Annotated in this window: 15 protein-coding genes; 6 read left to right on the top strand and 9 right to left on the bottom strand. The window is 45.1% G+C overall.

Annotated features, from left to right (window positions below; genetic code table 11):
- Window positions 1–82: 82 nt before the first annotated feature.
- Together AACS92_RS04015 and AACS92_RS04010 are read right to left on the bottom strand one after the other, a co-directional pair.
- Window positions 83–2,305 carry a flotillin family protein gene (locus AACS92_RS04015; RefSeq protein ID WP_099110103.1) on the bottom strand — a complete coding sequence of 741 codons (2,223 nt, stop codon included), beginning with the start codon at window positions 2,303–2,305 and terminating at the stop codon, window positions 83–85.
- A 178-nt stretch (window positions 2,306–2,483) separates the two neighbouring features.
- The gene (locus AACS92_RS04010; RefSeq protein WP_099110056.1) at window positions 2,484–3,119 is read right to left on the bottom strand and encodes an NfeD family protein; all 636 of its coding nucleotides are present in this window, start codon (window positions 3,117–3,119) and stop codon (window positions 2,484–2,486) included.
- A gap of 466 nt (window positions 3,120–3,585) precedes the next feature.
- Between AACS92_RS04010 and asd the strand changes: the two genes are divergently transcribed.
- On the top strand, window positions 3,586–4,692 hold the full coding sequence (asd, locus tag AACS92_RS04005) for an aspartate-semialdehyde dehydrogenase (RefSeq protein ID WP_099110055.1): 1,107 nt from the start codon (window positions 3,586–3,588) through the stop codon (window positions 4,690–4,692).
- Window positions 4,693–5,026: 334 nt separating this feature from the next.
- On the opposite strand, the gene gyrB is transcribed toward asd, so the two are convergent.
- Genes gyrB through dnaA form a run of 4 tightly spaced genes read right to left on the bottom strand, consistent with a single transcriptional unit; the run spans window position 5,027 to window position 11,132 of the window.
- Window positions 5,027–7,441, bottom strand: a complete 2,415-nt coding sequence (gene gyrB / locus AACS92_RS04000) for a DNA topoisomerase (ATP-hydrolyzing) subunit B (protein WP_099110054.1) — start codon at window positions 7,439–7,441, stop codon at window positions 5,027–5,029.
- Between the two features lie 39 nt (window positions 7,442–7,480).
- Window positions 7,481–8,608: a DNA replication/repair protein RecF gene (gene recF / locus AACS92_RS03995; RefSeq protein WP_099110053.1), complete on the bottom strand. Its 1,128-nt coding sequence runs from the start codon at window positions 8,606–8,608 to the stop codon at window positions 7,481–7,483.
- A gap of 30 nt (window positions 8,609–8,638) precedes the next feature.
- Window positions 8,639–9,739 carry a DNA polymerase III subunit beta gene (gene dnaN / locus AACS92_RS03990; RefSeq protein WP_099110052.1) on the bottom strand — a complete coding sequence of 367 codons (1,101 nt, stop codon included), beginning with the start codon at window positions 9,737–9,739 and terminating at the stop codon, window positions 8,639–8,641.
- A 4-nt stretch (window positions 9,740–9,743) separates the two neighbouring features.
- A complete protein-coding gene (gene dnaA / locus AACS92_RS03985; protein WP_099110102.1) occupies window positions 9,744–11,132 on the bottom strand; it encodes a chromosomal replication initiator protein DnaA in 1,389 nt (462 codons plus the stop codon).
- 760 nt (window positions 11,133–11,892) lie between these two features.
- Between dnaA and rpmH the strand changes: the two genes are divergently transcribed.
- The 5 genes from rpmH to mnmE all read left to right on the top strand — a co-directional run bounded on the left by rpmH (window position 11,893) and on the right by mnmE (window position 15,751).
- Window positions 11,893–12,033 (top strand): 50S ribosomal protein L34, encoded by a 141-nt coding sequence (gene rpmH, locus AACS92_RS03980; RefSeq protein WP_038267117.1) that lies wholly within the window; start codon window positions 11,893–11,895, stop codon window positions 12,031–12,033.
- Window positions 12,034–12,051: 18 nt separating this feature from the next.
- The gene (gene rnpA, locus AACS92_RS03975; RefSeq protein WP_099110051.1) at window positions 12,052–12,411 is read left to right on the top strand and encodes a ribonuclease P protein component; all 360 of its coding nucleotides are present in this window, start codon (window positions 12,052–12,054) and stop codon (window positions 12,409–12,411) included.
- Complete coding sequence (gene yidD / locus AACS92_RS03970; protein ID WP_086954857.1) at window positions 12,375–12,635, top strand: membrane protein insertion efficiency factor YidD; 261 nt, start codon at window positions 12,375–12,377, stop codon at window positions 12,633–12,635. The genes rnpA and yidD overlap by 37 nt, the downstream gene beginning before the upstream one ends.
- Before the next feature lie 2 nt (window positions 12,636–12,637).
- Window positions 12,638–14,287, top strand: coding sequence for a membrane protein insertase YidC (gene yidC, locus AACS92_RS03965; protein ID WP_099110050.1), 1,650 nt, complete (start codon window positions 12,638–12,640; stop codon window positions 14,285–14,287).
- A 99-nt stretch (window positions 14,288–14,386) separates the two neighbouring features.
- Window positions 14,387–15,751, top strand: coding sequence for a tRNA uridine-5-carboxymethylaminomethyl(34) synthesis GTPase MnmE (gene mnmE / locus AACS92_RS03960; protein WP_099110049.1), 1,365 nt, complete (start codon window positions 14,387–14,389; stop codon window positions 15,749–15,751).
- A gap of 182 nt (window positions 15,752–15,933) precedes the next feature.
- Here the strand turns inward: mnmE and AACS92_RS03955 are convergent, their stop codons facing one another.
- Genes AACS92_RS03955 through AACS92_RS03945 form a run of 3 tightly spaced genes read right to left on the bottom strand, consistent with a single transcriptional unit; the run spans window position 15,934 to window position 21,266 of the window.
- The gene (locus tag AACS92_RS03955) at window positions 15,934–16,758 is read right to left on the bottom strand and encodes an energy transducer TonB (protein WP_099110048.1); all 825 of its coding nucleotides are present in this window, start codon (window positions 16,756–16,758) and stop codon (window positions 15,934–15,936) included.
- Between the two features lie 8 nt (window positions 16,759–16,766).
- Window positions 16,767–19,745 (bottom strand): TonB-dependent receptor domain-containing protein, encoded by a 2,979-nt coding sequence (locus AACS92_RS03950; RefSeq protein WP_099110047.1) that lies wholly within the window; start codon window positions 19,743–19,745, stop codon window positions 16,767–16,769.
- A 54-nt stretch (window positions 19,746–19,799) separates the two neighbouring features.
- On the bottom strand, window positions 19,800–21,266 hold the full coding sequence (locus AACS92_RS03945) for a porin family protein (protein WP_099110046.1): 1,467 nt from the start codon (window positions 21,264–21,266) through the stop codon (window positions 19,800–19,802).
- Window positions 21,267–21,286: the final 20 nt, after the last annotated feature.

Below are 21,286 nucleotides of genomic sequence, written 5' to 3'. Positions count from 1 at the left end.
TCCTTGCTTTATGAGATTAATTCGGGTTTCAGGGCATATAATTACCCACCGGCATAGTTGCTATGCCGGTGGGTATGACTGATTACTCTTCGGAATTATCTTTATTCGGGTTTTTTGGCGTCTGATCTTTTTGACTGCCACTGAACATATTGACCAGAGACTGGACTTCCGGATTTTGTAGCAGGGCGTTGAAATCCAGTTTTTTCTCACCGACTTCTTTTTCCACAAATTTTTCTACAATGCCTTTATCGCCTTTACCCGTCAGCAGCTTATCAACGGCTGATTTGACTAATGGGCTTTTGTCCACCACGCCATTAATGGCTTTGCCGACAGTAAGCGCTTTGGAGAAGGTATTGAAGAAACTACCGTCGCCACCCACGATATCAATGTTAGTTTTGCTGAGCGCGGCTGCCAGCACTTCTGCCTGTTCCTTGGCGATCTCTTTATTGGCGGCAATGGCAGACATGGCCTGCTCAAAGTCTTTCTCAAGACGCATACGGAATTCTTCGTGATCACGGGCAGTATCGTTAAGGTTGCCCATGGCAGTGAATTTATCGGTCAGACCATCAGCTTCTGCTTTCAGGCGCTGGCGGATAACTTCAGCCTGTGCTGTACCCAGCTGGCCTTCACCGCGAGCCTGTGCTGTCAGTTTTTCTTCCAGTACTTTGGCATCCACCAGACCCAGTTTTTCTTTGGCGTGAGCTTGCTGCTCGTCACCACGAGCCTGAGCTGACAGTTTCTCTTCCAGAACTTTAGCTTCTGCCAGCCCTTGTTTTTCAGAGGCATCAGCCTGAGCTTCCATGACCCGCGCTTCAGCCAGACCTTTTTCCTGTGTACCACGAGCTTCTGCCAGTAATTTCTCGGCAATGATATTGGCCTGAACCAGACCTTCTTTCTCTTCTGCTTCAGCTTTAGCCTGACGAATACGGGCTTCAGCCAGACCCAGAGCCGCTTCTTCCGCTTCAATACCTTCAGCCATCCGTTTTTTCGCTTCAGACTGTTTAGCGGCGGCTTCGAGTTCTGCCTGTGCCATGGTGCTGATTTCCAGTGCTTTGTATTTTGCACTGTTCTCATCCGCTTCGGCCTGTTTCACCTGCCGAACCAGCTCCTGCTCTGCCTTGGCCTGAGCATCAATAATGGTGATTTGTTTCTTGCGATCAGCCTCAGAAATCATGCGGACTTCTTTAATACGCTCTTCTTCCTGCGCAACGGTTTTTTCTACTGCGACACGTTCACGAATGACGTTGGAGATATTTTTGCGCTCTTCTTCCAGTGCTTTCTCTTTTTCGATGCGCTGGAGTTCGACTTCACGCTCGCGGGAGACAATTTCCAGCTCTTGCGCGCGAGTGACCTTTTCCATCTCAATGATTACGGCCCGTTCGCGGTTTTGTTGCGCCACCTCCACTTCACGCAGGCGGTTCTCTTCGCGAATTTCAATTTCCTGTTGGGTCTGAATACGGGCCTGCTCTGCTTTCAGACGCTCTTCTTCTTTGACTTTCAGGGTTTCGGCTGTTTCACGGGCACGAATGCTTTCAATTTCACGTTTCTGGCGGGCTTCGGCATCAGCCTGTTGGCGCTCTAAAGCAAGGCTGGCTTCGCGGGTTTCCACGTTTTTCTTCTGGATAGCCAGTTCCTGATCCCGCTCTTTCTGGTTGGTTTCAATATTATGAATTGCCGTAATTTCAGTGATCTTACGGATACCTTCGGCATCGAAAATATTGTTCGGGTCCAGCGAATTTTTCGGCGTTTGTTCCAGATAATCGATGGCAACGTCTTCCAGAGCATAACCATTTAAATCTTTGCCGATCACATCAACAATACGGTCGCGGAAGTTCTGGCGGTCTTCAAACAGTTTTGATAGTTCGAATTGTTTACCAACCGTTTTCAGGGCTTCTGAGAATTTTGCGCTAAACAGGGCGTTGACTGCGTTATGGTCAGATGCGCGCTCAACACCGATAGATTTTGCCACTTTCAGGACATCTTCCGTGGTTTCATTGACGCGCAGATAGAAAGCAACCGTAATGTCTGCACGCAGGTTATCTTTACAGATCAGGCCATCTTTACCCCGACGATCCACTTCCAGCGTCAGCAGGGAGATGCGCATAAATTCTTTCTTATAAATAACGGGATAGACCAGTGCACCGGTGAAATGCACTTTGGGCTGAGCTGACATATCGTTAACGATCAGGGCGGTTCCCTGTGGGACTTTGATATAAAACGCTTTGAAAAGCCCAAAGAAACCCAGAATGACGATAATAATTGTCGCAATAATTATCAGGAAAGGCATGAAATCAGCCAAGTTAATATCTGACATGTGTATGTGTTTCTCCATTTTGTTTTAGGGCAAACATTGTCGAGCAAACCTGTTCGGGGTTAACGTAATTCCCCGGAGTTTAAGCTGCTATTCATCCATGACCGGAATGTAGAGTGAGGCATGTCAGATAGCAAAATTTACGATACTGGGTTTAGTAGCAAGAACGTTGTCACAATCTGAATTCATCTTCACTGACAACGGAATAGCTGTTCGTTGTGGCGTCGTAGCTAATAAGGACGACACGATCCCCGCGGACAATGCCATCACTTTCTGGCGCACGAATCTGCAAGATAAGGCTGGCACCATTGTTATTCATCAGTGCTTCGCCCCGTTGTTCGGTGACTATGGGAGAACGGACTTCAGCGATTTTCCCGATTAAATTATCAACACTGTTGGAACGATTAAGTTTGGCGAGTTTCGGTTGTAACGGGCGCAGGAGCATGGTTGTCAGTAATAGGGCAATAAAACCAACGATAAACAGCGCCACTGTACCAAGTAAGTAACGGATTAAATCAGTTTCAATGAAACGCAGCATTAAATGTTCGCTGAAATAGCCCAGAGGCCAGCCGATCAGAGTAATCAGAGTGATAATAATGGTGACGGGAATTCCGCTCAGGCCAAGTTTTGTTAACCATCCAGCCAGAACAGAAGCATCAGAGGCATCGAAACCATCTACATCGATATTAAGAATATCAATGTCTAATAAGCCAAAAGCAGCACAAATCCAATAAAATAAAACAATAAGTAATAGCCCGCTGAAAATAACCACCGGGAAAGCTAAGCAGTTTTGTAAAAAAAGCTCCATTGGAATGCTATCTCTGGATGATAATAATTTTTAATAATACTCAATTAAATCAGTTTTCAAAATAACTGAATAGAGGAAGAGATGGTTTTTTTCAATCTTATTGTAATAATTGAAAATTGTTATTTATTTATATTTTTATAGTGAAGGATAAAATAATTTATTTTCTTGATTGGTTGTTATTCTGTATGGAAATAAAAATAAGTGTAAGGGTATTTAAGATGTAAATTCAGAACGGAATATCATTTGATATAATTAATAATATAAATTATAAGTTAATTAATCATTTTTCGATAGCTAATTATACTGGCTGAAAAAGAACTAAGATGAGCTGTAAAAAATGGTGCTTAACATCACAAAACTGTTATCCCTGTAGTGCATAAATTTACTTGCACCTTTTCACATATTTTGTCAGCTTTAGTGGTGTCAGGGGTGCTGACAACGACTTTTTTAAGACAGGGTAAAGATGATGAAAAATGTAGGTTTTATCGGCTGGCGTGGCATGGTTGGTTCAGTATTGATGCAGAGGATGATCGAGGAAGGGGATTTTAATGAGATTAACCCCGTCTTCTTTACCACTTCCCAACACGGGCAAGCAGCGCCGGAATTTACAGGTAAATCAGGTGTATTGCAGGATGCTTTTGATCTTGAAGCACTCAAAGCACTGGATATTATTATCAGCTGTCAGGGGGGAGATTATACCAATAACATTTACCCTAAACTGAGAGCAACGGGCTGGCAAGGGTATTGGATTGATGCAGCTTCTGCACTGCGTATGAATGATGATGCAGTCATTATCCTTGATCCTGTTAACCATCAGCACATTCAGGACAGCCTGAATAAAGGCATTAAAACGTTTGTTGGTGGTAACTGTACTGTCAGCCTGATGTTGATGTCATTGGGTGGTTTGTTTGCTAATAACTTGATTGAGTGGGCGTCAGTTTCAACTTATCAGGCCGCTTCCGGCGGTGGTGCTCGTCATATGCGCGAACTATTGACGCAAATGGGTATGCTGCACAATCAGGTTGCGGGTGAACTGCAAAATCCGGCTTCTGCTATTTTGGATATTGAAAAGCGCGTTACAGACTTTACTCGCAGTGGCACGTTGCCGACAGATCAATTTGGTGTTCCGCTGGCGGGAAGTTTGATCCCGTGGATTGATAAGCAGTTGGAAAATGGCCAGAGCCGCGAAGAGTGGAAAGGTCAGGCGGAAACTAACAAGATCCTGAACACAGGTAACAATGTTATTCCGGTTGATGGTCTGTGTGTCCGCGTTGGCGCATTGCGCTGCCATAGTCAGTCATTTACCCTGAAACTGAAACGAGATATCCCGATCCACGAAATTGAGACGCTGCTGGCCTCCCATAATGAGTGGGTTCGCGTTATTCCGAATGATCGTGAACTAACAATGCGTGAATTAACACCGGCTGCAGTGACAGGGACTTTGAATACACCTGTAGGACGCCTGCGTAAGCTGAATATGGGGCCTGAATATCTGTCAGCCTTTACGGTTGGTGATCAGCTATTGTGGGGAGCGGCGGAGCCACTTCGCCGTATGTTGCGTATTTTGTTGTAGAAGTGATTTAATCATCCAAGGTGATAATTGGATTAACCCGCCAATAGAATCGATGAATGATAATATTGGCGGTGACTACTAAATACAAATCTTCCAAAAATAAGAATTGGAAGAATATTAATTAAGATCATGATGATCAGTGAATGCTTAAATTGTTTCATCCATTATGATTTCATTTTATAGTGGATAAATAAAATCCACTATTATCATTTTTTTATTGAGAAGGGGTTTATCTATTCTGATGTTTTTTAATTTTACTGGAAATAACAGATTGGTAGGGGTTTTTATATCATTAACCCAGATAACGGTTGTTATCTGGGTTAATAGATGAATATTAAATATCAATATTCGCTGCTTTCAGCGCATTCTCTTCGATAAATGCACGGCGAGGTTCAACCGCATCGCCCATCAGGGTGGTGAACAGTTGATCCGTTGCAATGGCATCTTTCACAGTAACACGCATCATACGGCGGGTTTCCGGGTTCATCGTGGTTTCCCACAATTGCTCAGGGTTCATTTCTCCCAGACCTTTATAGCGCTGAATAGAAAGACCGCGGCGTGATTCTTTGCTCAGCCATTCCAGCGCTTGTTCAAAGCTGCTCACAGGCTGACGGCGCTCACCACGTTCAATGTAAGCACCTTCTTCAATTAGGTTGCTGATCAATTCACCCAGTTTGCTGATGCGACGGTATTCGCCACCATGAATGAAATCGAAATCCAGATTGTAGTTGGTATCAACACCGTGGGTACGGATACACAGAACCGGCTCATAAACCTGACGTTCGCGGTTTTCATGGATCTGATAGCTGTAAGTGCTGCCATGCTGCTCTTTATCATTCAGGCGAATAGTCAGGGCACTGACCCACTCTTCCACTTTGGTCTGATCGGTTAAGGTATCTTCTGTCAGTTTCGGATGATAGACCAGATTGCTCAGTAACGCCTGAGGATACAAACGCTCCATACGTTTGATGATTTTTTGCGCGGCATTGAATTCAGTGACCAGCTGTTCCAGTGCTTCACCTTTCAGAGCCGGAGCATGTGGATTGGTATACAGTGATGCGCCATCCAGTGCGATGGACATCTGATACGCTTCCATTGCATCATCATCTTTGATGTATTGTTCTTGTTTGCCTTTCTTCACTTTGTACAGTGGTGGCTGGGCAATATAGACATAACCACGCTCAATGATCTCAGGCATCTGGCGATAGAAGAATGTCAGCAACAGAGTACGGATATGGGAACCATCAACATCGGCATCGGTCATGATGATAATGCTGTGATAACGCAGTTTGTCCGGGTTGTACTCATCACGGCCGATACCACAGCCCAGTGCGGTAATCAGGGTTGCCACTTCCTGTGAAGAGAGCATTTTGTCAAAACGCGCTTTTTCAACGTTCAGGATCTTACCTTTCAGTGGCAGGATTGCCTGATTCTTACGGTTACGCCCCTGTTTTGCAGAACCGCCCGCAGAATCACCCTCCACTAAGTAGAGTTCAGAGTGAGCCGGATCACGTTCCTGACAGTCAGCCAGTTTGCCCGGCAGACCAGCTAAATCCAGAGCACCTTTACGGCGGGTCATCTCACGCGCTTTACGTGCTGCTTCACGGGCACGGGCTGCATCAATGATTTTACCGACAACGGTTTTGGCATCGTTCGGGTTTTCCAGCAGGTATTCCACCAGCTTCTCATTCATCAGCGTTTCAACGGCGGTTTTCACTTCAGAGGAAACCAGCTTGTCTTTGGTCTGGGAAGAGAACTTCGGATCCGGAACTTTCACCGAGATAACGGCAATCAGGCCTTCACGGGCATCATCACCGGTCGCGCTGACTTTGGATTTTTTGTTGTAACCCTCTTTATCCATGTAACTGTTGAGGGTACGGGTCATCGCGGTACGGAAGCCCACTAAGTGAGTACCCCCATCGCGCTGAGGAATGTTGTTGGTGAAGCAGTAAATATTTTCCTGAAAACCGTCATTCCATTGCATAGAAATTTCAACACCGATACCGTCTTTCTCGGTGGAGAAATAGAAGACATTCTGGTGAATCGGGTTTTTATTGCGGCTCAGGTATTCAACAAATGCCTTGATTCCGCCTTCGTAATGGAAGAGATCTTCAGCATTGGTACGTTTATCAACTAAACGGATGGAAACACCGGAGTTCAGGAATGACAATTCGCGCAGACGTTTTGCCAGAATATCGTATTCGAACTCGGTGTTAACTTTGAACGTATCCATACTAGGCCAGAAACGCACGGTTGTTCCCGTTTGTTCTGTATCACCGACCACTTTCAGTGGTGACTGTGGAACCCCATGCTGGTAAGTCTGTTCGTGCACTTTGCCGTCACGACGGATAGTCAGTTCCAGTTTTTCAGATAAGGCGTTAACAACAGAAACCCCTACGCCATGCAGACCGCCGGAAACTTTATAGGAGTTGTCATCGAACTTACCCCCCGCATGCAGCACGGTCATGATGACTTCCGCTGCTGAAACACCTTCTTCTTCGTGTATGCCGGTAGGAATACCGCGGCCATCATCCTGTACAGAAACAGAGTTATCTGCATGGATAGTAACAACTATTTTGTCACAATGACCTGCGAGGGCTTCGTCGATAGCGTTGTCAACAACCTCGAAGACCATGTGGTGCAGGCCAGTACCATCATCGGTATCGCCGATATACATGCCTGGACGTTTACGAACAGCATCCAGCCCTTTTAATACCTTGATACTTGAGGAGTCATATGTATTCGACATCAACGTTTCTCGCTTATCTTAATCCTGTGGTTGAACCTCTTACCCTTCGTCTTTCGAATCGTCGTTCTGTTGGCTGAATTCGAAATCCATAGGGCATATTTTGCCATGTTCTACGCTAAACATCCTGCTATTTACGTCAATCATGTCTGCAACCTGCTCGGGTGTAATGGCACTGACAAACACCTGAGCCTGCGTAGATTTCAGACGCTCGGCTAATAACTTACGACGGCCGGCATCCAATTCAGAGGCAAAATCATCAAGCAGATACAGGCATTTTTGCCCGCTCTGTCGGGTGAAATATTCACCCTGCGCTAACCTAAGAGCACACATCAGTAACTTAAGCTGACCACGTGAGAGCATATCCTCTACAGATGTGCCGTCTGCCCTGATCCGCAGATCGGCCTTGTGGGGGCCGGATGCGGTATAGGTTAATGCTTTATCGCGCTCAAACTGCCGCGCGAGTAGTTCTGCATATTCACTCTCTTTGTCCCAGCCCTGCTGAAAAGAGATATTGAGAGTGAATTCAGGTAAAAACTGTTTACAGGTTTTCTCAATATCTTCCGCAATACCTGCAATATATTCAGCCCGCCATTGGCTTATCTGAGTTGCCAATGGTGCCAGCTCATGATCCCAATGCTGGATCTGGCTATAGCGGGTGACTTGCCGTAATGCCGCATTCCGTTGTTTGAGCAACCTTTTCAGATTAGCCCAGCCAGCAAAAAAACGCGGTTCATTATGAAAGCAACCCCAGTCGATAAAAGCCCGACGGTATTTCGGGCCGCCATTTAACAACGTAAAACCTTCCGGAGTGATAAGCTGCATCGGCAGCATTTTCGCCAGCTCTGCAATTTTATGCCCATCACTGCCATCTATTCTGACTTTGCTGTCACCCTGACGGTTTTTGCTCAGCCCAACGGATAACGTTCGCTCGTGGGATTGCTGTTCTAGTCTTCCATGAAGAATGAATTCTTCACTATCATGGCGGATGACTCTTCCCGCCTGAATGCTACGAAAAGCGCGCCCGTGACCCAATGTGTAAATGGATTCCAGTACGCTCGTTTTTCCGCTGCCATTCGGCCCGACCAGAAAATTAAAGCCCGTCGCCAATGGCAGGTCGGCATTGGCGATATTACGAAAATCGCGGATCAATAAACGCGAGAGAATCATGTTCAATGAGTTAATATACAGGCGTATTATTTACAGGCGCATCGGCATCACGACATATGTCGCGGCCTGGCTGGCTGAATTCTCTATTTTTACACTGGATGTGGCATCCGTCAGCAGCAAACTTACCTGCTCGCATTTCAGTGCATTGAGAACATCCAGTACGTAGCTGACATTAAAGCCGATTTCCATTTCCGTGCCCTGATAGCTGACATCAACAATCTCTTCTGCTTCTTCCTGCTCCGGGTTATTGGCAGTAATTCTGAGCTGATTTTCGCTCAGGTAGATGCGAACCCCACGAAATTTTTCGTTGGATAAAATCGCTGCTCGTGAAAATGCCTGCTTAAGCGTGTCACAGTTTGCTATCAGTGTCTTATCCGGATTTTTCGGCAGGACACGGCGATAGTCAGGAAAACGCCCATCAACCAGTTTTGATGTAAATATGAAGTCACCAACGTGGGCGCGGATATTGTTGCTGCCGATCTGCAATTGAAGCGGGTTATCTCCGCCATCCAGTAATCGCATCAATTCAATAACGCCTTTACGTGGAACAATCACCGAGTGTGAAGGCAGACTCTGTCCAATATTCATGGAGCAGACAGCCAGACGGTGGCCATCTGTGGCAACAGTACGCAGTTCTTCCCCTTCAGTTTCGAACAGCATACCGTTCAGATAATAGCGAACATCCTGATGCGCCATTGAGAACTGGGTAGACTCAATCAGGCGTTTCAGTGTTGCTTGCGGGAGTGAGAATTCAACTTCACTTTGCCAGTCATCCAGATTGGGGAAATCGGAAGCAGGCAGAGTAGAGAGCGAAAAGCGGCTACGGCCGGATCGAACCAGTATGCGATCACCATCCAGCTCAACGCTGATTTCGGCACCGTCAGGCAACCCGCGCCAGATATCAAAGAATTTACGCGCCGGAATGGTGGTCGCACCCTGTTCATGTGGCTGAGTGAGCGTCACCCGAGCCTTCATTTCCATTTCTAAATCTGTACCTGTCAGTAACAGGGAGCCTTCTGTCACCTGCAACAATAAATTACCTAAAATAGGCAGGGTAGGGCGGCCGCCTAAAGGGCTGCTGACCTGTTGCAGGGGTTTTAATAATTGCTCACGTTCAATGATAAATTTCATAGCGCTAGGAAGACAATGTTCTGATTAAGTTAGAAAAATCTTCTTTGATATCATGACTCTCTTCACGCAGTTGTTCGATTTTACGACATGCGTGAAGTACCGTAGTATGGTCACGACCACCAAAGGCATCCCCGATTTCGGGCAAGCTGTGGTTTGTCAGCTCTTTTGCCAGCGCCATTGCCATCTGTCTTGGACGGGCAACGGAGCGTGAACGGCGCTTGGAAAGCAGATCGGCAACTTTGATTTTGTAATATTCAGCAACCGTTTTCTGAATATTATCAATCGTTACCAGCTTTTCCTGTAGAGCCAATAAGTCACGTAATGCTTCGCGTACAAAATCAATAGTAATCGCCCGACCCGTAAAATTGGCATTAGCGATAACCCGATTCAAAGCGCCTTCGAGTTCACGAACGTTGGATCGCAGGCGTTTAGCTATAAAGAAGGCCACTTCTCCCGGCAACTGAATCTGGTTTTCGTCTGCTTTCTTCATCAGAATCGCAACACGGGTTTCCAGCTCCGGTGGTTCTATGGCAACGGTCAGACCCCAGCCAAAACGGGATTTTAACCGATCTTCAACGCCATTAATCTCTTTTGGATAGCGATCTGATGTCAGAATAATCTGTTGATTACCTTCCAGCAGGGCATTGAACGTATGAAAGAATTCTTCTTGGGATCGCTCTTTATTAGCGAAAAATTGAATATCATCGATAAGCAGGGCATCTACTGAGCGATAATAGCGTTTAAATTCTTCTATCGCATTGTTCTGCAAAGCTTTAACCATATCCTGAACAAACCGTTCAGAGTGCATGTATACCACTTTTGCATTGGCTTTGCGCGCCATGATGCTGTTACCGACAGCATGTAAAAGGTGGGTTTTACCTAAACCAGTGCCGCCATACAGGAACAGAGGGTTATAAGCTCCGCCCGGATTATCGGCAACTTGCCTGGCTGCGGCTCTGGCGAGTTGGTTGGATTTACCTTCGACAAAGTTATCGAATGTATGCTTTGGATTCACATTCGAACGATAAGATAACTCAGGCTGCGCTTTTGCATTATCCCAGCTAGGGCGTACAGATAAACTGGATGGAGCAGCAACCACCGGCATATCAGCAATGATTTTCTGAGATGTAGACTGGCTTGCTGAAACAGGCTTATTACCTACTTCAAAACGCAGTAACGGTACTTCAGGACCACAGAAATCATTTAATAACAAATTGATATTATTTATATATTTCTCTCTGACCCAATCCAGCACAAAGCGGTTGGGTGCATAAAGAGCCAAAGTGTTATCACTTAGTTCTGCCTGAAGGGGTCGTATCCACATACTGAATTCTGTGGCAGGTAACTCATCCTGCAATCGGGCAAGACATTGCTGCCAAAGCGAAAGTGACACGGCGAACTCCCCTAAAACAAGACCAATAAAAGAAACTGGAATAATAGATGCGTTATACTGGGCACAAGGCATTACTCTTTATCGATAAAGGTGCTCTCGATAAAAATATTACCGATGAGAACATTTATCGATGAGAAGACTCGCAGTACCTTGTGGCGATTTCTAGTTTCATCGCTCTCCCAACGATCCGTACAGCGAGATCGGAATCGTGACCGGTGATCATAACGCAAAAGACGACATAAATCCTCATTCTTTTACACAGCTTTGATGCTTTTTATCCACAGGGAGATCACCACGCTTTGGTACGCGGAGAAGATAAAGCCCATAGAAGATACTGTAGTGGAATCATGGTATATAGCAAATTCCATTTAGCTATCGTTTAAAATTCAAAAGGAAAGCAAGAGTATAATTACTATTCAAATAGCAGGATCCGTGTAGGATCCTTGCGCTTTATTGCACAGTCCGTATAATCTTGCACCCTGTGTGTGATGCCAAACGATTTTTTCCGGCTGTGGCTGGTGGAAGTCAGGATTAACACCTTAGATAGCAAAAACTTTGGGTAGCAACAAGTCTGGCGCCCGCTGAAACGCGGTCAGGCTCGCGTCATCTTGGAATTGACTAAGGGTAGTACATTTTATTACAATCCTGCCTCTTTCTATATATTGATGTTGCGATTGAGGCATCGGTGTCTACTTATTTCCACTGGTCGCCAACGCATTTGCTGAATCAGTTACAAATTTTAAGTTAGGTAGAAATCGCTATGAAACGCACTTTTCAACCATCCGTACTGAAGCGTAACCGTACTCACGGCTTCCGCGCACGTATGGCCACTAAAAATGGTCGTCAGGTTCTGGCTCGCCGTCGTGCGAAAGGCCGTGCTCGTCTGACTGTTTCTAAGTAATAAAGCTAACCATTCCACGTGGTTAAGCTCGCTTTTCCGAGGGAGTTACGTTTGTTAACTCCCGAGCATTTCACTTATGTTTTCCAGCAGCCACAACGGGCAAGTTCCGCAGAGATAACGATTCTTGGACGCCTTAATCAGCTGGGGCATCCCCGTATCGGTCTGACCGTCGCCAAAAAAAATGTTAAACGCGCCCATGAGCGAAATCGTATTAAGCGATTAGCCCGTGAAAGTTTTCGTTTAAACCAACATAAATTACCGTCAATGGATTTTGTGATTTTGGTGAGGAAAGGGGTCGCTGAGCTTGATAACCGTGAGCTAACGGAAACGTTGGGCAAATTATGGCGTCGTCACTGTCGCTTGGCTCGCGCCTCTTGATTGCTTTAATCAGAGGTTATCAGTTAGTGATTAGTCCACTGCTGGGGCCTCGTTGTCGTTTCAATCCTACCTGTTCCCAATATGGCATTGAGGCACTGCGTAGGTTTGGCATGATGAAAGGCAGTTGGTTAACGGTGAAACGCATATTAAAATGCCACCCTTTACACGAAGGTGGTGATGATCCTGTCCCACCTAAAAAAAACGAAGATAACAGAGAACATTAACGATGGATTCGCAACGCAATCTTCTTCTCATCGCTCTGCTGTTTGTTTCGTTCCTGGTCTGGCAGGCGTGGGAGAATGATAAGAACCCACAACCAACAGTACAGGTCTCGCAGCAAACCAATACGCTGAGTAATGAAGCAGTCAGTGGGCAAGGTAAACTGATCACCGTGAAAACGGATGTGCTTTCGTTGCACATCAATACCCGTGGTGGTGATATCGAAGAGGCTGACCTGTTGGCCTATCCGGATACCCTCGGTTCCAAGATGCCGTTCAAGCTTCTGGAAACAACCCCAGAATTTACTTATCAGGCTCAAAGTGGCTTAACAGGCACTAATGGCCCGGATAATCAGGCTGAACGTCCTCTTTATACTGCTGCTCAGAACAACTACGTTTTGGCTGAAGGTCAGGATGAGTTGCGTATTCCTATGACTTATACCGCGCCGGATGGTGTTGTATATGTCAAAACTTTCGTATTGAAACGCGGTAACTATGCTGTCTCTGTTGATTACAGCATTGATAACGTGACTGACAAGCCGTTGCAGATGGCATTCTTCGGTCAGTTGAAGCAGAGTGTTGATCTGCCGAAACATCGCGATACCGGCAGCAGCAATTTTGCTCTGCATACTTATCGTGGTGCGGCTTACTCATCTGATCAAGAAAAATACGAAAAATACAAATTTGATGAAATTGAAAGTAAACCACTTTCAGTAACCACACAAGGCGGCTGGGTAGCGATGCTACAGCAATATTTCGCCACTGCGTGGGTTCCTGGAGAAGGTAAAACCAGCAATTTCTACACCATTGACCTGAAAAACCAGAAAATGGCGATTATCGGGTACAAAGGTGAAACCATCAATATTGCACCAAATAGTAAGCAGAACATCGCTTCTACTCTGTGGGTCGGTCCTGAAATTCAGGATAAAATGGCTGCTGTTGCACCACATCTGGATCTGACAGTTGATTACGGTTGGTTGTGGTTTATTTCTCAGCCTCTGTTCAAGTTACTGAAATTCCTGCACGAGTTCATTGGTAACTGGGGCTTCTCCATCATCGCTATTACCTTTATCGTGCGTGGTATCATGTACCCGCTGACTAAAGCGCAATACACTTCTATGGCGAAGATGCGCCTGTTGCAGCCGAAAATCACTGCAATGCGTGAGAAATATGGCGACGACCGTCAGCGCATGAGTCAGGAAATGATGGCGTTGTACAAAACAGAGAAAGTAAACCCGCTGGGCGGCTGTTTACCTCTGGTTATTCAGATGCCAATCTTCCTTGCATTGTATTATATGCTGATGGGCTCTGTTGAACTGCGCCATGCACCATTTATCGGCTGGATTAATGACCTGTCTGCACAGGATCCATACTACATTCTGCCATTGCTGATGGGTGTGACTATGTTTGTGATCCAGAAACTGTCACCAACGACGGTTACTGACCCAATGCAGCAGAAGATCATGACTTACATGCCTGTCGTGTTCACTGTTTTCTTCCTGTGGTTCCCATCTGGTCTGGTGCTGTACTACATCGTCAGTAACCTGGTAACCATTATCCAGCAGCAGGTTATTTTCCGCAGTCTGGAAAAACGCGGTCTGCATACCCGCGAAAAGAAAGAGAAGAAAGAAAAGCAAATCGATCTGACCAAGAAATAATTTCTTGAGAAACGGGTCTTTTAAAAAATAAGTAGAAGGCGGTCATTGGCCGCCTTTATTATTTCCATTTATTGGCAAATTGGTAAAAGAGAGAATTCCATGAATACCACCGATACGATAGTTGCTCAGGCCACCCCTCCGGGACGAGGTGGTGTTGGTATCCTGCGTATTTCTGGTCCCAAAGCTGCGGCAGTTGCTGAGGTGGTATTAGGGAAACTCCCGAAACCCCGCTATGCCGATTATCTGCCATTTCGTGATGTAGATAGCTCAGTTTTAGATCAGGGTATCGCCCTTTATTTCCCCGGCCCTAATTCCTTTACGGGTGAAGACGTACTGGAACTTCAGGGGCACGGCGGCCCGGTTATTCTTGATTTACTACTGAAACGCATTCTGACTATTTCCGGTGTGCGAATCGCTAATCCCGGTGAGTTTTCTGAACGTGCTTTCCTGAACGATAAACTTGATTTGGCGCAGGCTGAGGCGATTGCCGATCTGATTGATGCCAGTTCTGAACAGGCCGCGCGCTCTGCGATGAACTCCCTACAGGGAACATTTTCCAATCAGGTTCACCAAATGGTGGAAGAACTGACTAACCTGCGCATCTATGTTGAAGCAGCGATTGATTTTCCCGATGAAGAAATTGATTTTCTTTCTGATGGCAAGATAGAAGCCAAGCTGGATGAAGTGATTGCGGAGCTTGAACAGGTTCGTTCGCAGGCTCGTCAGGGTAGCCTGTTGCGTGAAGGGATGAAAGTTGTTATTGCTGGCCGCCCGAATGCAGGTAAATCCAGCCTGCTGAATGCGCTGGCGGGGCGTGAAGCAGCGATTGTGACGGATATTGCAGGTACAACTCGTGATGTTTTACGCGAACATATTCATATTGATGGAATGCCCCTGCATGTGATTGATACTGCTGGTTTGCGCGAAGCCAGCGATGAAGTGGAACGCATTGGTATTGAGCGGGCATGGCAGGAAATCGAACAGGCGGATCGCGTGTTGTTTATGGTAGACAGTACGACGACGGATGCCATCGAACCTGAAAAAATCTGGCCGGAATTTATGGCTAAGCTACCAGAATCCCTGCCTGTAACGATTATCCGTAATAAAACAGATATGACAGGTGAAGCCAGCGGCATATCAGAAATTAATGGCTACACGTTAATTCGTCTTTCTGCTCTTGCAGATGAAGGAATTAATCTGCTGCGTGATCACCTCAAAGAAGCGATGGGCTTTAACAGTAATACCGAAGGCGGGTTCCTCGCACGACGCCGTCATTTACAGGCATTGAATACCGCAGCAGAACATTTGCAGGAAGGCCATCAACAATTGGTATTCGCTCGTTCCGGGGAATTATTAGCGGAAGAACTTCGGTTGGCACAACAGGCATTGACTGAAATCACCGGAGAATTTACGTCTGATGATTTGCTTGGACGGATTTTTTCAAGTTTTTGTATCGGGAAGTGATGTTCTGATAAATCAGAAAAGTAAATTTCATTGAGTAAATTTGAAATTTTCTGCTTCGTATGCGCTCCGATTTTGATATTTCGGAGCACTACTTAGCATTGCCTCTGAGGACAGGATGTTGATTTTTTCAATCAGTGACATTTGGCTGGTTATTGCTCAGTAGGTCGGTTATGGCATGTATATTATCGAACCAGCTCAAAGCTGATTTGTAGTGTGATATCAGCTGCCAGTGTTGTTGGTTTCGGGCCAATAGATTTAGCAAGACTGAGCGCTTTTAGTGCTTCATTATCCATTGCACTATGGCCCGAGGATTGAATGATTTTGGCGGCAGTGATTGAACCATCATCTTGAAGTATAAAGTTGACGATGACTGTACCTTCCTGCTTCATTCGTTTTGCTTTGCGGGGATAACGCTTGTGGCTCTCAATTTCCTGCCGGAGCCTTGCATAGTAATTATCTGACTCACTATTACCCTGACCCACTAAAGGTTGAGAAGTTGTCGCCTGACTCATTCCACTTTGTGAGTTGGCCTGATCAGTGCCATCCGTTTCAAATTCCTCTGGGGTATTTTGGGATGCCTGAGATGACGGAACAGATTTCTTTTCTCTATTTTCTTTCGGTTTTTCTTTTGGCTGTTTTTTAGGTTTTTGAGTTTTTGTTGGTTCGGCCGGAGTATCGATCTTTTTTTCTGTTTGAACGATTTTATCCAGTGCAATTACCGGAGCTGTCGGTGATTCAGCAACAGTCAGAACTGGCTGAGATAATTCAACTGGCTCCGGCTCTTCTGCTAATGCTGAGGCCGCCACCATTGTGATTGAAAAACTTGTCAAAGGAGAATTCTGATTAAGATAATGGGCACTGTCATCGTTCGGCTCTGTATGTCGGTTTAACAGCCATATCAGACTGATATGCAATGAAACAGCGATAATAATACCAACCAGAAAACGCTTACTGAGCGTTAACTGCAAGCCGTTCACTGAATTATCTGATATGGCTGTATTGATCATATTATCCCTTAAAACTGACTAGTGAGGCTGAGCTTAAAGGTTCTGCCCGGTGCCGGTATCATTGAGCGAGTCAGTGGATCAAGATAATAGCGGTTAGTTAAGTTTGTGCCAGTCAGTTCCATTGATATCGCAGGGGTGATCTGGTAGCTGACATAGGCATCAACGGTGAAGACGGAGTTCCAGCGCATAGGGTTGTTGGATATCCCTTTATATTCATTCGGCAAAACATCCATTAACCATTTTTCATCTTTGTTTTCTGCTCTGCTGTGGTAGAGCATCCGGCTACCGAGTTCCAGTTTTTCATCAAACAGGCGTCCGCCGACATTAAGGTTAGCGGTATATTTTGGTTGAATGGAAGTACGCAAGTAACCGCCCGGGAAACCACCATCAATACATTCGGGAATACCGTAACGATTCTGAGAATCCATTCTTGCGGCAGAGTTATTGTCACACACCTTATTTTTCATGTTGTAGACCAAACCCATATCAGTAAAGAAACTGCCGTTGTCGTAGCGAGCCTGCAATTCTAAACCTGCCAGTTTTTGTTTATCTAATTGGGTGAAATTATAGGTATTATTCCGGTCGAACACATTTTCAATAACCGTGTTGTAATAGGAGAGTTTGACATCAGCATTACGCTCAGCATTCACTAACTGACTGAAATCATAAACGAAACCTGTTTCTATGGTTTTGGCTCGTTCTGGTTTAAATTTCAAACCGATGTAATTTTCTTTAACGCCAGAAAAACCGACAGTATCTTCAAAAATACTGGGCATTCTTACTGCTTCGGCATAGCGGGTATAGGCCCGGAGATCGTCAGTGATATAGGCAGTAGCTGAAAATGTTGGCGCCCATGCATGAGATTTACGTTTTGGAGCTGGTTCCCAAGGATCCTCAACATCTTGAGTGGATATCTTATGACCTAAACCCCCGGCACTATACTCATATTTATAGGCTTCTTTACCACTGATTGGGTCTATAACCCTTTCATTCATATTTAGTTGGCCGTTGAAATAGGGGTTATTGCTCTTATTGAGTTTTCCGTTATTGGGATCATAAGACCAAGTGAATTCTTCTTTAACCATCCTACGAGTCTGTTTATCACGATTATCAGAGTAAGTTTCACCAATCTCCGGATACTTATCATCCACCTTCCTGAGGAGTTTAAATTTCTCCACGAAGTTCATTTTTGAAGCTGCAATAGATTTTATATAGCGCTCTTTTTCTCGCACTACATCAGCTTCTTCGGTTGTCAATGTTCGCCAATAACTCATTGAATGCGCGGTGATATCACCAATTTTTTTATAATTTTCATCTCTGGCAGAACGTCTTTCATTGAGAAAGTTATCTTGAGACCAATAGGAAACACGTTTAGCACCAGCACTCAATGCCAGCCATGATGCAGGACGCCAGTCAAAGTTAAAAGCGAGATTGATTTCCTGACGCTGCCCTTTTCTTGCTGGGGACTGAAAGAAATACAGATTATCAGTATGGCTGATATCATCATCAGAACCTAAACGTTCACGTTGGAAATTTCCCATCAGAGTAAGATCCAAATTTCGGGTCAGTTCGAATTTATTGGAAATATCTACACCCCAACGATTATTTTGGGCATTGGTGACGGCTGTATTGATTAAGGTCCCATCAATATTAGTGCTCCTGCCTTTTCCTCCGTCCCAATCATAGTCTCTGGTAACCGGACTACGCGGATATCCACCTGAAGTATTGGTGTTACTTGTCGTGCGGGTTGCCCACAGATTCATATCAAAATCAATGTAGGGGTTTGCAGTAGGATGCCATTTATAATTCAGGTTAGCCGCCTGTTGGCGAGAGTTAGCCAGCGGCCATTGAGGAACCCTATTTTCCTCAGCAAGCACCGATGCCAGCCTTGAAGGCATAATATCGCCGAACTCCATACGGGTATTGCGGAAAGCAAGTTGTAGTGCCTGATCATCGGTGAAGTGCCAGGTGTTTTTGATTAACACCGATTGCATTTTACTGGAAGTATTGGGAACTTCATTACCGGGGCGATAAATGCGTGCTGCAAAAGGGAGGTAAGGATCTAAACTCGCTTTTGGGTTGAGCATTAAGTTTATATCGGCTTCTGTTGCTGCTGCATCATAGCGATGTGCACCACCTTTACCTGCAAAATAGTTACCTTTATGGCGGTAAGCATAGGCCAGCATCAAATCAAAATACTCTTGCCGCGTTCCCACGGCAACGCGAAAGGCATTATCTTTGAAGCCGAACAATTTATTGTCTTTTGATGAGTGAGGAGTGATTTTTAGTGCAGGATCAGATTCAATTCCATTGTGTATAAAATTGGGAACATCGCGGTAATCCTGTCCCAGTGACAAAGTCGGAGTGCGTTCTTTGACTGAGTTACTACTGGTTTCCAGTTTGGTATTGATACCAAATGTTTCACCATCCGGTACGACATCATCAATATTGAGTGTTTTGATGGAGACTGCTCCCCCGACAGAACCTTTCACCCTGCGATTCAGGGAAGGCCCTTTCTCAATTTCAATGCTGCTGATTAAGTTAGGATCAATATAATTGCGATTATTAGCACCGTTATAGCCACGTCCAACGGTAATCGCCTGTTCCGTTCCATCAATCGTGACGGGAACACGCCCTTGCCCCTGAATACCTCGAATATTGATATCTAAGGCACCGCTATTGCGGGCATCACCACTGTAAACACCAACAGCACCTTTAATGACATCAGCAGGGGATGCCCCTTTATAGCGTTCTATCTCTTTTTTACCGATATAAATATTGGAGATATCTTTGTCATAAACCGCATCATAACCGGCTTCATCTTTCTCTCTGTTATCTGTCACCCGGATTTTACCTAAATCAGTTTTGCCGTCTGACGTTGTAGTGGCAGGTTTGGATTCAGCAAACAAAGGAGGCGCTGCCAGTGAAAATGCCAGTGACAGAGCGATTGTGATGGGAGTTAGTCCGGTTTTAATTTGATATGCCATTGATATTTCTTGCCTCAGTCATCATCGCACAAATAAAAAATCATCAGATTTTGATTAAAAAAACTTTTCCAGCCTGAACAGCACTTCGTTTTTGTTATAGCTGTACAGCCAATCCACATTGCTGCGATTGCGTCGGTGGCGGAAAGTAATAGCAGGAGTCATACCCATTATTTCAGCCGCAGGCGCTTTAATAACAGCGACATAAATTTGCTCCGTATCATGGCGTTTGGCATTCAGCATCGGGCTATAAGCGCCAAAGTGCCGATCACGCAATGTGGCAAAGAGATAACCGTCAATGCCATCGTAGATCTGTCCTTTCGCTCCTGCCCGAACTTCCCACTGCTGATAGCGGTCAACGGGATATTGGTCGTTACCGCGATAAGTCCAGTCTCCACCACCAAGCAGAATAAAATCTTTGCCGATGTCGTGGAATAAATTAAAGGAGGAAGAGGTCAATCCTCCGTCTTTTCTGCGGTAATCGTGTTGATGGCGTAGTTGTTTATGTTCAAATTCAATATCAAGAGTTGTCTGAGTCGTTATTCCCCATTGCCATACTGTTTTGATCCCAGTGGCGTGGTAGAAGCGATCGCCAGCACTTTGTTTATATTCAAACAACGGGCTAAAGGAGATATCGTGGTTTCTGTTTTTATAACTGTAGCCACTGGCTAGCTGGAAAGTATTTTCATTGCCATCTTGGTAATTTCGGTAGTTTTCACCATAAATAAGACCACGGATAGCAATGCCGTGATAACCAGAAAGTTGGTGTCTTCGGCTTAGTGTCGCGTCATAGGACATACCCCATGCTTTGACGGCTTTTGGTATCTGCTGTTGAATACATTGATTTTCGTTTATTTTCAGGCAGGCAAAGTTCCGATTAGAAGACATATTCACATTATCGTTGTAGGCGTAACCGACAGAGAATGAACCACGCCAGCTATTTCTCAGCTCTATTGCTTCAAGATAACTGTTAATGTTCTTCAAAACTGATTCTGGTACTTGTTTTTTTTCACTCAATTCTGCAAACAGACGTTCAGCTTCCCGATTTTTATAATCTTCAAAATAGACTCGGGCCAGTTCTACTTGAACGCGCGGAAAATTAGGCTGTTGGCTCAGAATTTGTTGGTAATGATAAGTGGCCAGATCTAAATTACCATCAAAACGAGCGAGTCCACCCTGAGCAAAATTCACTAATAAGACATCATGCTCTGATAATTTTTTATAAGCAGTGAGAAAACGTCTTACATCCGGCCATTGTTGGTGATTTATTGCAAGGAAAAGAGCCAAACTCACATTGTCCAGATTATTCTCTACCTGAAATTTTTTCCCATCAATGACAATCAACGCAGCATTATTTTCAGTAAAAATGGGGTCAGGTGTAATCAGTTTTTTTTCATTTTCCTGTTGATGATGTTGGGCTTCCTGCCAAATATTGCGTGAGGTATCTTCATTGGCATATATCGGCAAGGAGATGAAAAAAGCCATCAATACGGTTAATAATATCGGTATTTTTCTATCAGACATCGCAAAATCAGCTCACAAAA

The sequence above is a fragment of the Xenorhabdus sp. KJ12.1 genome (assembly GCF_963876495.1).
Taxonomy (GTDB): Bacteria; Pseudomonadota; Gammaproteobacteria; order Enterobacterales; family Enterobacteriaceae; genus Xenorhabdus; species Xenorhabdus stockiae.
Note: the sequence above shows the minus strand (reverse complement) of the source record. Positions and strands in the feature narration are given on the sequence as shown.

What these genes read in the sequence shown, in the direction of transcription:
- gyrB (WP_099110054.1), bottom strand. Translation starts at nt 7,441, where the DNA reads ATGTCGAATACATATGACTCCTCAAGTATCAAGGTATTAAAAGGGCTG.
- yidC (WP_099110050.1), top strand. Translation starts at nt 12,638, where the DNA reads ATGGATTCGCAACGCAATCTTCTTCTCATCGCTCTGCTGTTTGTTTCG.
- AACS92_RS03945 (WP_099110046.1), bottom strand. Translation starts at nt 21,266, where the DNA reads ATGTCTGATAGAAAAATACCGATATTATTAACCGTATTGATGGCTTTT.
- mnmE (WP_099110049.1), top strand. Translation starts at nt 14,387, where the DNA reads ATGAATACCACCGATACGATAGTTGCTCAGGCCACCCCTCCGGGACGA.
- recF (WP_099110053.1), bottom strand. Translation starts at nt 8,608, where the DNA reads ATGATTCTCTCGCGTTTATTGATCCGCGATTTTCGTAATATCGCCAAT.
- AACS92_RS03955 (WP_099110048.1), bottom strand. Translation starts at nt 16,758, where the DNA reads ATGATCAATACAGCCATATCAGATAATTCAGTGAACGGCTTGCAGTTA.
- AACS92_RS04010 (WP_099110056.1), bottom strand. Translation starts at nt 3,119, where the DNA reads ATGGAGCTTTTTTTACAAAACTGCTTAGCTTTCCCGGTGGTTATTTTC.
- rpmH (WP_038267117.1), top strand. Translation starts at nt 11,893, where the DNA reads ATGAAACGCACTTTTCAACCATCCGTACTGAAGCGTAACCGTACTCAC.
- AACS92_RS03950 (WP_099110047.1), bottom strand. Translation starts at nt 19,745, where the DNA reads ATGGCATATCAAATTAAAACCGGACTAACTCCCATCACAATCGCTCTG.
- asd (WP_099110055.1), top strand. Translation starts at nt 3,586, where the DNA reads ATGAAAAATGTAGGTTTTATCGGCTGGCGTGGCATGGTTGGTTCAGTA.
- yidD (WP_086954857.1), top strand. Translation starts at nt 12,375, where the DNA reads ATGGCGTCGTCACTGTCGCTTGGCTCGCGCCTCTTGATTGCTTTAATC.
- dnaN (WP_099110052.1), bottom strand. Translation starts at nt 9,739, where the DNA reads ATGAAATTTATCATTGAACGTGAGCAATTATTAAAACCCCTGCAACAG.